Origin of the sequence: Mesoplasma melaleucae (assembly GCF_002804105.1) — a bacterium.
Lineage (GTDB): Bacteria > Bacillota_I > Bacilli_A > Mycoplasmatales > Mycoplasmataceae > Mesoplasma > Mesoplasma melaleucae.
The window spans coordinates 494,927-508,216 of record NZ_CP024964.1 but is presented as its reverse complement, the minus strand read 5'-3'; the positions used below and the strand labels follow the sequence as shown (position 1 = coordinate 508,216).

Genomic DNA, 13,290 nt, shown 5'->3' with positions numbered 1-13,290 from the left:
ATATGAAAGTAAAACAAGCAATAATTAATCATTTTCAAGATACAAGAATTAAAAAAGAACAAACAACAAAAGTTTTTGATATTAATTTTTCTTGAGAATTTACTAATCTGTCTGAAATTATTTCAAAACCTAGATTTATTAAATATCTAAATATGAAATATAAAAAAGATTTTAATAAAAAAACTATTTCATACTTTAATGAAACAATTGATCAGATCAGAATTTTTAATAAAGAAGTAGATCAAAGCATTTGAGATTATCTAATTCAAACTAATAATGATAAAATAATTTACAATATATATGAAGAATTTTTAGTATTCATGTATAGTTCAATAAAAGTTTTTATAAATGATATTTTGATTGAACAAATGATTTATTGAAATGAAGAAATAGAAATTAAAAAGTTAAATAATAAACATTATGATAGCCATCTATACTTTAATTTAGAAATTCAGAAATATAAAAATAATTACCAAAAATTTTTATATAAAAAGTTAAAAACATTATTAAAAGAAGAACCTAATAATTCTGTAATTGGAATTATTGTTCAAGCATATGATGAAAATATAAAAGAAAACGAAATAAAGTTAGTTGAACTGAAACAGGCAGCTTTATTAAAATATCAAAAGGAGCTTTTATGATAAATAAAATTAATAAGATTAAGCAAAAATTTGTAACAGACTTAAATAAAGTTAAAACAATAGCTGATGCAGAAACACTAAAAAAATCTTTATTAGGTAAAGAATCAGAATTAAGCGAGATTTTAAAATCTTTAAAAAAATCTGATGCAAAAAATAAACAAGCAATTGGGATAGCAAGTCATGAGTTAAGAGAATTCATTACAACAACAATTGATGAATTTGTCAATAGAGTTAAAAAAGCAGAACTTGATAAAAAATTGGAAAGTGAAAAAATTGATGTTTCGTTAACAGGAACAATTGCAAAGTTTGGAACTAAACATCCACTAAATATTGTGGTTGAAGAAATTACTCAAATCTTTACTGAAATTGGTTTTGATGTTTTAAATGGTAATGATGTTGAAAGTGATGAATATTGCTTTCAAAAATTAAACTTACCAGTAGGACACCCTGCAAGAGACATGCAAGATACTTTCTATATTGATGAAGAAACAGTTTTAAGTACTCACTGTACACATATGACAGCTAGAGTTTTAACTCAAATGGCTGAAGATAAAAACTTTGAAGGTAACTATGCTTGTGTTGCAATCGGAAATGTTTATCGTAGAGATGATGATGACGCAACTCATTCACATCAATTTATGCAATTAGATTTATTATGTATTGGTAAAAAAATTACTTTTGCTAACTTAAAATGAGTTTTAAAATACATGTGTAAAAGATTATTTGGTGAAGAAGTAAACATTAGATTAAGACCAAGTTTATTTCCATTCACTGAACCAAGTGTAGAAGTTGACATCAGCTGTTTTAAATGTGCTGGAAAAGGATGTTCAATTTGTAAATATTCAGGATGAATTGAAATCTTAGGATCAGGAATTATTAATGAACAAGTTATGTTATTAAATGGTATGGATCCAGAAAAAAATACTGCACTAGCATTCGGAGCAGGAATTGAAAGAATTGCAATGTTAAAATTCGGAATTTCAAATATTAGAAACTTATATGAAAATAATGTTAAATTCTTAGAACAATTTAAATTTTATGGGGAGTAGGTAGAATATGATTATTACAAGAAAATGATTAGAAAAATATTTAGACCTATCAAACATTTCAAATGAACAAATTTCAGTTTGCTTAAATTCATTAGGATTTGAAGTAGAACAAGAAATCGATTATTCAAAATTAAATACTAAATTAGTAATTGCATATATAGAAGAATCAGAAGTGATTGAAGGAACTAAATTAAAGAAAACTAAAACACGTATTGGTAATAATAAATACGTAACAATTTTATCTACTGCTAGAAATGTTGAAGATGATAAATATGGAATTCTAGCTTTACCAGGAGCTAAATTAGCTAACGGATTAGAATTAGATAATAGAGAAATTCTTGGTATGGTTTCTGAAGGAATGTTTTGTGGATTAAACGAAATTGGATTATCAAATTCTGTACTTACTGAAGCAGAACAAGTAGAACTTTACTACATTAATTCAATTTACAAAAACATTGATGAAATGGTTGGAAAAGACATTAGTGAAGTTTTAAACTACGATGACTATATATTTGAAGTTGATTTAACTTTAAACCGAAGTGATGCATTAGCAGCAAAACAATTAGTTAAAGAAATTGCTAATTACTTTGATCTAAAAATTAATAAAACAGATTTAAAAATTAAATTTGAAAAACCAACTCAATCAATAAATATTGAATTAAATAAAAAAGTTGAAAAAGAAGTTAATACTGTTTCTCAAACATTTATTGGATTAAAAAATACCAATAAACCATTTGATTCATCACATGATGTTTGATTAAAACATTCAAATATTAAATCTTCTGAAAATAAATTTGAAGATATAGCAAGTATGGCTACTTTAATTTCAGGTCAACCATTTATTTTAATTGATGCTGAAAAAGTATATGGTGAATTAACTTTAACAAAACAAGTTATCGATAAAAAAGAATTAATTGTTTTAAAATCAAATAAAGATATTGTTAATATTTTAGGTTTAAAAACTGAAGGCAAATTTAAAGTAACAGAGAATACAAATACAATGTTAGTTGTTATGTTAAATCTTGATCAAATTGCAATGCGTACACAACAAAAAAATTTAAATATTAGTACAGTTGACACACAAAGATATGCTAAACCATTAAATCCAAATCTTTATGATCAAGGAATTGAAGAATTAATCAAAATCTTAAATGAATACAAAATGATTGAAAACGTTCAAAAAATTGTTACAACAGTACAAAAGCAAAATTATGACAATGTGTATTCAATAACATTAGAAAAAATTAAAGATATTTTAGGAATTGAAATTACAATTGATGAAATCATAGGTTTATTTAGAACATTAGACATTAGCATTTCAGTTAAAAAATCAGAATTAACATTTACAGTTGATAAAAATAGAACTGACTTATATGGTAAAAATGATTTATGTGAAGAAATTGCAAGATTATATGGTTATGACAATATTATTGAACAACCATTAGAATATGTAAGTTTCAAGAAAACAAAAAATTTAGATAAGAAATTAAGAGATAAATTAAGTGATTACTTAGTTGGTTTAGGATTTAATAATATTAAAACATATTCACTAACTGATAAAGAATCAAATAAAACTTGAAACTTATTTAAAGTTAAAGATCCTGTTGTGTTAATGAGTCCATTATCATCTCAACGTGAAACATTTAGAAATAACTTATCTAAATCAATGATTGAAGCAATTATATTTAATGCTAATAATGGTAACAAATCAGTTAAGTTCTTTGAAATGGCAGATATATTTGCACTAAATGGATTTAGACAATCAAACTTATGTTTTGCTATTTCTGGTGAAGCTATTTCTGATAGTTTAAATCAAGTACACATTAAAGCTAACTATGCTTATATTAGTTCTATTTTAATGAGTGTTTTAGATTTATACAAAGTTAATTTAACACATCTAACTTTTGAAGTTGATGAAAATGTAATTAATGAAATTCATCCATACATTAATGCTGTTGTTAAATATAAAAATAAAAAATTAGGAATTATCTATAAATTAAATCCAGGATATGAATCAGCAAATAAAATTAATTCAACTTTTATTTGTGAAATTAACTTAAACTTACTATTAGAAATTGCAGATAAAGTTCATGTAACTAACGAATTATCTAAGTTCCAAAACTCAACAAGAGATATTTCATTTGAATTAAGCAATGATATTGCATTTGATACAATTGTTGAAACTATATTAAAAGATTTAAATTATTTAACAAATTATAAAGTAATTGATAAGTATGCTGATGAACACATGAAAAAAGAAAATACTTCATCATTAACAATTAAGTTAACATTTAATAGTTTAGAACATCAATTAACTGAAAAAGAAATTAATGATGACTTTAAAACAGTTTTAAATAATCTTAAAGAATTAAAAATTAAAGTTAGATAATATGAATAGACAATATTTAGAAAAAAATACACATAATGAATTAGCAGAAATTGTATCAGATTTAGAAACAATCAAGCTAAACAATGTGCTAGTAAAAAAAGTTAAATATTTAGATTATGATATTGATGTTGATTGAATTGATTCAATTGAAACAGTCAGTGTTAATGGGGTAATTAATTTTACTTTAGACGCAATTGACGCAAGAACAGGTGAAGAGTTTGAATATTCTAGCTTAATTGATTGAAATGATGAGTATTCATTTTCTGATTCAATAAATGATCAAGCAAACATTATAGTAGGTGAAGAATTTGAAATTCAAAACTATGTTATTGAGCAAATAAATATAAATTTACCTTTTAATTTATCAAATAATAGTGATATAATAAAAAAGACTGGTTTTGGTTGGACAATTATGTCTGAAGAAGAGTTTGATCAGAATGAACAAAACAAAATAGATTCAAGATGAGCTAAATTGAATGAGTTCAAGAAAAAATAAAAAATATTAAGGGGGTTTTAAGATGGCTGTACCATTTAGAAAGACAAGTAAATCTGCTAAAAATAAAAGAAGAAGTCATTTAGCTTTAGTAGCTTCTAATTTAGTTTCATGCGAAAACTGTGGGTCAATGATTAAACCACACAGAGTTTGTAGAGAATGCGGATTCTATAAAGGAAAAGAAGTTAAATCTGTTCAAGATTAATTTTTATTAATAATAACAAGATGAGGTTTGCCTCATCTTTTTTTGTGTCTTTTTTAGCTAAAATTAATATTTTTTATTAAAAAAAACTTAACAAAATAATTTAAATATAGTAATATATATTTATAAAGTGGGAAGAAATGGGGGAAAATGGTATGCTATTCTTTGGAACATATGATCATAACTTGGATGATAAGCAAAGATTTACTATTCCTTCAAAAATGAGAAATAAGATTTTAAATTCAACGGTTTATGTTTCTAAAGGGTTCGAAGGAAGCCTTGAAATGAGAACAGAAGAGCAATTTGAAAAATGAAGTTCACAAATTTTAAATTTTTCTTCTTTTAATAAAGAAACAAGGATGTTAACTCGTGAAATAATTGCTAACACTCATGAAGTAGAAATCGATAAGATTGGAAGAATTAAGATTCCTAACAATTTATTGAAACTAGCAAATATTGAAAAAAGCGTTTACATTCTTGGAATGGGTGACAGAGTTGAAATCTGAGATCAAAAATCATATGATGATTACCAAAATCAAAACAGCGACAAAATGGAAGAGATTGCTGAAACAATTTATCAAGGTTTAAATAAATAATGGAAAAACATATACCAGTATTATTAAACGAGTCAATCAAATACTTAAATATTAAAGAAAATGGTATTTACGTTGATTGCACGCTTGGTAGAGCTGGACATTCTAGTCTAATATTAAGGAAATTGAAAAATGGTAAATTATTCTCAATTGATCAAGATGAAACAGCTATTTTAGAAGGAACTGAAAAATTAAAGCAAATCGGAAGTAATTTTAAAATACTAGAAGGTAATTTTATTAACATTTCTGCAATGCTTGCTATGCAAGGGATTTTTAAAGTAGACGGTATACTTTATGATTTAGGAGTTTCCTCACCACAGTTTGATGTGGCTGAAAGAGGATTTAGTTATAGATATGATGGTCCTTTAGATATGCGAATGGATAGAACAAACAATAGTTTAACTGCTTACAAAATTGTAAATGATTATTCGCAAGAAGAGTTAGAACAAATCTTATGAAATTATGGAGATGAAAAGTTCGCTAGATCAATTGCTAAGAACATTATTAGTTCAAGACCAATTAACACAACATTTGAATTAGTTGCAGTGATTAAAAAATCACTTCCAGCTAAAATCTTAAAACAACAAAAACACCCAGCTAAAAAAATATTTCAAGCTTTAAGAATTAAAGTTAACAATGAAATGGAAGCACTTGAAAGTTCATTAGAACAAAGCATACATTTATTAAATCCAAAAGGAAGAGTAGTGGTTATTACATTCCATTCTCTAGAAGAAAAAGTAGTTAAGAGTATATTTAAAAAATATACTCTTGATGAACAACAATTTTATTTAAGTAATATACCTTTTGAAATTGAATCATCAAAAGAATTTAAATTATTGTTTAAAAAACCATTAAAACCTACAGAAACAGAAGTAGAAAATAACAACAGAAGTCATAGTGCAAAACTATGAGTAATTGAGAAAAAATAAGAGGTATAAGTTATGAAAAACAATAAAACATTAACAACAATAGAAATCAAAAAAAATAAAGTAAAAATTAATGCTTACAGAATATTAAATAAACAAATTATTTCGATCTTCGAGCACGAAATTGAAGCTAAACCAAATACCTCTTTCTTAAGCGATAATGGTGTTGTTAAGCAAAGTTCTGCTGTTGAATTAAAAAGAGAATTAGCAAATATTCTTAAAACAATTAGAAAAAATGAATCAGGATTTGATGAAAATCAAATTTTTATGGTTGTACCAAGTGCAACTTATAGTTATGCTACAAAAAAAATTCAAATACCAACTAGTGAAAATCCAATATTAGCAAATAAAGAATTAATTCAAGATTATCTTAAAAAATTTACTAAAAAAGAACAATTAGAAAATAGTGCTTACCATTTAGAAGTAGAAATGTTACAAGTTAAAATTGATGGTGTAAAACAAGAAGATGAAAATTTCTTAGTTGGAGGAAAAGACATTGAAATTATTGCATCAGTTAAATCAATATATAAGAAAGTTTATGAATCACATAAAATGGTAGTTGAAAAAACTGGTGAAAATATTGTTAAGTATTTGACTAATTTAGAAGCTTTATTCAATTCAATTGAAAGAGCTGGAAAAGAAGAAAATGATATTGTAGTTGTAGATTGAAAAGAAGATAAAGTAGAAGCTGGACTATTTAAAAATGGAGCTTTTGTTGAGTATGCTTCAATTCCACATGGAATGAACTATATTATTGAAAAACTATCAAATGAATTTAATTTAAGTACAGAAATGAGCCAAAATTACCTATACAATAATATTAATTTTGAATCAGAAAATATTTTAAAATCAGTATTTTTAAAATTTAGCAATTCATTAGGATCAAAAGCTTTAACTGGTGAACAAATTCAAACAATAGTTAAAAAAGCAGTTAAAAATTCATATAAAGAAATTAAAGAAGAGTTTGTTACAAAAAATAAAATTGACTTTTATGTAACACCTGTATTTAACTTTGGTCTAATACAAGAAATCCCAAATGGATTATCATTACTTACAAGTAATAAATCATCATCAGATTACTTTAATAAAACAAAAATTATTGGAGCTTTAAAAAATGCTGAGCACTTTGAAAGTTATGGATTGATCAGCAAATTTGTTAACAGAGTTATTACAGCCGATATTAAAAATATTCAAAGAAATATTCAAAATAAACCAGTTAATTATCAATTTAGCTTTTCAGATGATGTGATTGGTCAAAATAAAGCAAGTAGCCATCTATATTTAAAAAATGATGGTATACTAATAGATAAAGTAGAAGCTTAGAAAAAGGAGAACTAAAAATGAGCATTAATACACAAGAATTTAGCCAAAAAGCCAAGATTAAAGTTATTGGAGTTGGTGGTGGAGGAAACAATGCTGTGTCAAGAATGTTTGAACAAGGAGCACACGGTGTTGATTTCTATATAGCAAATACAGATGCACAAGTTTTAGCAGGGTCAAAAGTTTCAAATAAAATCATTTTAGGAGAAAAATCAACTAAAGGATTAGGAGCTGGAGCAAATCCTGAAGTTGGTAAAACTGCAGCTTTAGAATCAGAAAATGAATTAAGAGCTGCTTTAGAAGGAACTGACTTAATCTTCGTTACAGCTGGAATGGGTGGAGGAACTGGTACAGGTGCTGCACCAGTTATCGCAAGAATTGCTCAAGAAACTGGAGCATTAGTTATTGCTATTGTTACTAAACCATTTAGATTTGAAGGAAAATACAGAAACACTTTTGCTGAAGAAGGAATCATTGAATTGAAAAAATATGTTGATTCAACAATTGTTATTTCAAATGATCGTTTATTAGAATTCATTGGAGCAAAACCTATTCAAGAAGCATTTGGTGAAGCTGATGCTATCTTAAAACAAGGAGTTCAAACAATTACAGATTTAATTGCAGTACCTGCTTTAATAAACTTAGACTTTGCTGATGTAAAAACAGTTATGTCTAAAAAAGGAAATGCATTATTTGGAATTGGATTAGGAACAGGACCAGACAAAGCAAACTTAGCAGCTAACGATGCTATTTCTTCAACTTTACTTGAAGCTTCAATTATTGGAGCTAAAGATGTTATTGTTAATGTTACTGGTGGAGAAGGAATTTCATTAAACGATGCTTATGATGTTGTTGATGTTGTTAACCAAGCAATCGATAATCCAGAGGTTAATATTGTTTTTGGAGTTGCTATTAATAAAGAATTAACTGAAAAAGATGAATTAGTTGTAACAGTTATTGCAACAGGATTTGATGAAGAAATGATGAAATCAACAGCAAGTGTTGGAACAAAAACTAATGCAAGGTCAACTTTCGCAAATTTAAGAAGTTCAAGTCTTTACAAAGCTGCTCATGTTGAAGAAGAAGCAAAAGTTCAAACTTCATTTGAAGAAGATGTACTACATGCTCATCAAACAATGCATTCAGCAAATAGTAATACTGAATTAGCTTATTCAAACGAAACTGAAGACGATTTCCCTACATTCTTAAAGTAGTAGGAGAAAAATATGAAAATTAAAGAACTACTAGATAAAATTAAAGCTAAAAGAATCGCAGGGGAATCAGATCAAGCTTTAAACGACATAAACGGATATAATTTATATGACGAAGATGTTCAAGTAAATCAATCAGAAGAAGTTGAATATGCAAAAGAAAGTGAATTAAATACAATCAATCAAGATATTCCATCAAAAAGAACTGAAATTATTAAACCAGTTTCATTCTCAGATGCAGCTAAAATTGCTGATGAATTAAAAATTAATAAAGTTGTTTTAATTGATATTTCAGAATTAGATAAACCAGAAAAAAGAAGAATTATTGATTTCATTTCAGGGGTTATTTATATCAACGATGGTATTTACAAAAAAATCGAAGGTAATATTTACAAAATAATAATTAGAAAATAAGCATTGCTTATTTTTTATTTCATTTTTATATGTGGGTTATAGTAAAATATTATTAATAGGAAGAGGTTATTATGTCAGAATATTCAACTTTAGCGCATAAGATGATTCAAATGTGAAACTCAAGTTTTTCTAAAACTATTAGACAGCGTGAAGAAGCTGCTAGTTTAAAAATTAACTTTGTTAAAACTATTAATAACCTTAACGCAACAAACCGTAATTCAAATAAGAAACTAAAAATAAAAGAATACAAAAACCCAACAGCTAACTTTACAACATTATCAAAAGATGGGTTTAAATTGGTAGGTAGTGTATGAATACATCCAAAACCAAGCAACAAATGAGTTATTGGTGTTCATGGTTTTAATTCAAGCAGATTTAATGTTTTATATTTAACATGACATTATCGTTCATTAGGATATAACATTCTTACTTTTGATTTTAGAAATCATGGTTCAAGTGATAAAGATGTTGTTACTTGAGGATACAAAGAAAAATGAGATTTGATGACAATGATTTCTTGAGTTACTCAAAACTATAAGCCAGAAGAAATTGGTTTGGTTGGAACAAGCATGGGTGGTTTCACAATTAATTATTTGGCATTAACAAAAGAAAAATTCGTAAAGGAAAATAATATTAAATGAGCAATCGCAGATTCAGCTTACATGTCTGTTTCAAAATTACTAAGAAGAATGGTTGCAATCAATGCACCAAAGATTTTTAAAAACTATGTTAATTTAGTACTAGAAGATATGTTAAGAATTTATAAAAATGAATATGGTGTGGATTTAATTGATCTTGATTTTATTAATTTAATTGAAGCTAAACATAAATACATACCTATTATGTATATTCATAATCGCTTTGATCGAGTAACAAACTTTTTAGATAGTTTTAAAATGCAAGATGTTAAAAACAATATCGAAGAATCTAATGTAAATGAATTGATCATTTATGATACAGGAATTAATCATACTAAATCAATCATTAAATTTACAGATGACTATATTTTAAGAACAACAGATTTTGTAAAAAAACATCAAATTAAAGAAAAATAAGATAAAATATTATTATAAAACTAAAAGACAAGTTTTTTAAATTAATTATTCTAAGAGAGCTAGTGGTTGGTGCAAACTAGTAATAATTGTTAAAAAATATCACTTTTTTCAACAAAAAAGAAAAATATATATTGAGTAGAATTTTGCGGTGGCACCGTTAAAACCTTAAAGATAATAAATTAAGTTTTAATTTATCAATTAGGATGGTACCGCGGTAAATCGCTCCTTGTTATAGGGGCGATTTTTATTTTTAAAAGGAGATTAGAAAATGAAAAACATTTACAAAGATACATTGTTAATTGGTCAAACAGATTTTGATATGAGAGCAGGCTTAAAAGATAAAGAACCAACTATTCAAGCAATGTGAGAAACAAAAAAGATTTATGATAAAAAACAAAAGTTAAATGTAAATAAACCTTTATTCATGTTACATGATGGTCCACCATATGCAAATGGGGATTTACACATTGGTCATGCTTTAAATAAAACTCTTAAAGATATGATAATTAGATGAAAAAATGCTAATGGTTATTTAGCTCCTTTTATTATGGGTTGAGATACTCATGGATTACCAATTGAAACAGCTGTTACTAAAATGGGAATTGATCGCAAAAAAATACCAGATGTCAAATTTAGAGATATGTGTAAAGACTATGCTTTAAAACAAGCTGCAAATCAAGCAAATCAATTTAAACGTTTAGGTATGTTTTCAAATAGTGACGTAAAATATGTTACTTTAACTCATGATTTTGAAGTAAGTGAATTAAAACTATTTCAAAAAATGTATGAAAAAGGAATGATTTACAAAGCATTAAAACCAATTTATTGATCTCCATCAAGTGAATCAGCATTAGCTGAATCTGAAATTGAATATAAAGATGTTAAATCACCAACTATTTTTGTGGCTATGAACATTGTTGAAGGAAATGCTAAAGTTGACACAAATACTGAACTTGTTATTTGAACAACTACTCCTTGAACTATTCCTTCAAACCAAATGGCTGCTGTGGGAGAAAACATTGAATATAATATTGTTAAAGCAAATGGGAGAAAATTTATTTTAGCTTCAACTTTAGTAAATAAGGTAGCTGAACAAGTTGAATGAGAAACATTTGAAATCTTAGATACATTAAAAGGACCTGAACTAGTAGGACTTAAATACGCTCACCCATTATATGAACAAAAAATTAATCAAATTGTAATTGGACATCATGTTACTGATGAAGCAGGAACTGGTATTGTGCATACGGCAGGTGGATTTGGAGAAGATGACTACATAATTGTTAAACAACATGGATTAGAACCATTTGCCCCAATTGATGATCAAGGTAAATTTACAAACGAAATTGCAGAATTTGATCAAAAATTAGTTGGAGTATTTTATGAAGATGCTAATAAAATGGTTGGAATGGATTTAGATGCAAAACAAAGATTATTAAAATTAAAATTTGTATCACATTCATACCCACATGATTGAAGAACAAAAAAACCAGTTATTTATCGTTGTACATCACAATGATTTATTGGGTTAGATAAAGCAAAAGATCAAATCTTAGCGAATGTTCATCAAATTACAACAAAACCAGAATGAGCTAAAAAACGTTTATACCAAGTTTTAGAAGATAGAACAGATTGAACTATTTCACGTCAAAGACTATGAGGTGTGCCAATTGTTGCATTTTATGATGAAACTGATAAGTTGGTATTAAATAATGAAATCTTAGCATTTGCAATTAATAAAATTACTGAATTAGGAACAAACGCATGATTTGATCAACCAGCAGATACTTTCTTACCAGAAGCATATAGAAATAAAAACTTAAGAAAAGAAAAAGATATCTTAGATGTTTGATTTGATTCAGGATCAAGTGCGATTGCCTTAAGTGAAAGATTTAAAAACTTACCATTACCATATGACTTATATTTAGAGGGCAATGACCAATATCGTGGATGATTTAATGCATCAATGATTAACTCAACAATATATTCTGGTAAGTCACCTTACAAAAAACTAATTTCTCATGGAATGACAGTTGATGAAAAAGGAAATAAAATGTCAAAATCACTAGGTAATGGAATTGACCCAATTAAATTTGCAAATACTCAAGGTGCAGATATTTTAAGATTATGAGTAGCTTCAACAGACTTTACTGATGATCAAAAAATTGGACCAGAGATTATTAAACAAATTGAAGAAACTTATCGAAAAATTAGAAATACAATGAGATTTATCTTAGCTAATTTATTTGACTTTGATCCAAGTAAGGATTATCAAAAAGAATTATCAGAAGTTGATAGATATGCTTTACATAATTTAAGCGTAATTAAAAATAAAGCAAGTGAAGCATATGATAACTTAGCTTACAACCAAGTTTATAACTTATTGATAAACTATGTAACTAAAGATCTATCATCATTTTACTTAGATTTCATTAAAGATATTTTATATATTGAGAAAAAAGATGCTTTAAGAAGAAGACAAGTACAAACTGTTTTATATGAACAATTATGAATGTTAATTGATTTATTAAGACCAATCTTGATTTATACAATCGAAGAGCTTTATCAATCAATGGTTAATATTGAAAAAGCTGAGTCTGTGCATTTATTAGATAATAGAGCACAAATGTTTTTAGAAGCAGATGCTTTTGTAACAAAATGAAATAATATTATGATTTTAAGAGATGATGTAAATAAAGCTTTAGAAGTAGCTAGAGAAGAAAAAAAAATTAATAAAGGTTTTGAAGCAATTGTAAATGTTTGTTTAAAAGATGAATATAAAGCTATTGAATCAGTGACAGAACTAGATAAAATATTTATCGTAAATTCATTAAATTTTACAAATAACTCTTCAGGATTAACTGATCAAAAAATATCTTGTGTTGGCATTGAACCAAAACAAGGATTAAAATGTGAAAGATGTTGAGGACTATTTGATACATTAATAAATGAAGAAATTTGTGAAAGATGTAATTCAGTAGTAAAATCATTATAAAT

At 26.3% G+C, this 13,290-nt stretch carries 12 protein-coding genes; all 12 read left to right on the top strand.

All coding sequences use genetic code 4. From position 1 onward, the window contains the following. The first annotated feature begins 2 nt into the window (after positions 1-2). The gene (locus tag EMELA_RS02675; protein WP_028124084.1) at positions 3-644 is read left to right on the top strand and encodes a hypothetical protein; all 642 of its coding nucleotides are present in this window, start codon (positions 3-5) and stop codon (positions 642-644) included. Next, positions 638-1,690 (top strand): phenylalanine--tRNA ligase subunit alpha, encoded by a 1,053-nt coding sequence (gene pheS / locus EMELA_RS02670; RefSeq protein ID WP_028124085.1) that lies wholly within the window; start codon positions 638-640, stop codon positions 1,688-1,690. Before EMELA_RS02675 ends, pheS begins: the two co-directional genes overlap by 7 nt. A 7-nt stretch (positions 1,691-1,697) precedes the next feature. Beyond that, complete coding sequence (gene pheT / locus EMELA_RS02665; RefSeq protein ID WP_028124086.1) at positions 1,698-4,079, top strand: phenylalanine--tRNA ligase subunit beta; 2,382 nt, start codon at positions 1,698-1,700, stop codon at positions 4,077-4,079. 1 nt (position 4,080) lies between these two features. Beyond that, the gene (locus EMELA_RS02660) at positions 4,081-4,575 is read left to right on the top strand and encodes a YceD family protein (RefSeq protein ID WP_084485289.1); all 495 of its coding nucleotides are present in this window, start codon (positions 4,081-4,083) and stop codon (positions 4,573-4,575) included. Positions 4,576-4,597: 22 nt separating this feature from the next. Then, entirely contained in the window at positions 4,598-4,777 is a 180-nt protein-coding gene (gene rpmF, locus EMELA_RS02655; protein ID WP_011183295.1) for a 50S ribosomal protein L32, read from the top strand. Positions 4,778-4,914: 137 nt separating this feature from the next. Then, positions 4,915-5,370 carry a division/cell wall cluster transcriptional repressor MraZ gene (gene mraZ / locus EMELA_RS02650; RefSeq protein ID WP_051584593.1) on the top strand — a complete coding sequence of 152 codons (456 nt, stop codon included), beginning with the start codon at positions 4,915-4,917 and terminating at the stop codon, positions 5,368-5,370. After that, positions 5,370-6,296: a 16S rRNA (cytosine(1402)-N(4))-methyltransferase RsmH gene (gene rsmH / locus EMELA_RS02645; protein ID WP_028124089.1), complete on the top strand. Its 927-nt coding sequence runs from the start codon at positions 5,370-5,372 to the stop codon at positions 6,294-6,296. The genes mraZ and rsmH overlap by 1 nt, the downstream gene beginning before the upstream one ends. 12 nt (positions 6,297-6,308) lie before the next feature. After that, positions 6,309-7,616, top strand: coding sequence for a hypothetical protein (locus tag EMELA_RS02640; RefSeq protein WP_028124090.1), 1,308 nt, complete (start codon positions 6,309-6,311; stop codon positions 7,614-7,616). Positions 7,617-7,633: 17 nt separating this feature from the next. After that, positions 7,634-8,827: a cell division protein FtsZ gene (gene ftsZ / locus EMELA_RS02635; RefSeq protein ID WP_028124091.1), complete on the top strand. Its 1,194-nt coding sequence runs from the start codon at positions 7,634-7,636 to the stop codon at positions 8,825-8,827. Positions 8,828-8,839: 12 nt separating this feature from the next. Next, positions 8,840-9,238: a cell division protein SepF gene (gene sepF / locus EMELA_RS02630; protein ID WP_051584594.1), complete on the top strand. Its 399-nt coding sequence runs from the start codon at positions 8,840-8,842 to the stop codon at positions 9,236-9,238. Positions 9,239-9,309: 71 nt separating this feature from the next. Continuing rightward, positions 9,310-10,293 (top strand): alpha/beta hydrolase, encoded by a 984-nt coding sequence (locus EMELA_RS02625; protein ID WP_028124092.1) that lies wholly within the window; start codon positions 9,310-9,312, stop codon positions 10,291-10,293. Between the two features lie 268 nt (positions 10,294-10,561). Further along, on the top strand, positions 10,562-13,288 hold the full coding sequence (gene ileS / locus EMELA_RS02620) for an isoleucine--tRNA ligase (RefSeq protein WP_028124093.1): 2,727 nt from the start codon (positions 10,562-10,564) through the stop codon (positions 13,286-13,288). Positions 13,289-13,290 lie beyond the last annotated feature (2 nt).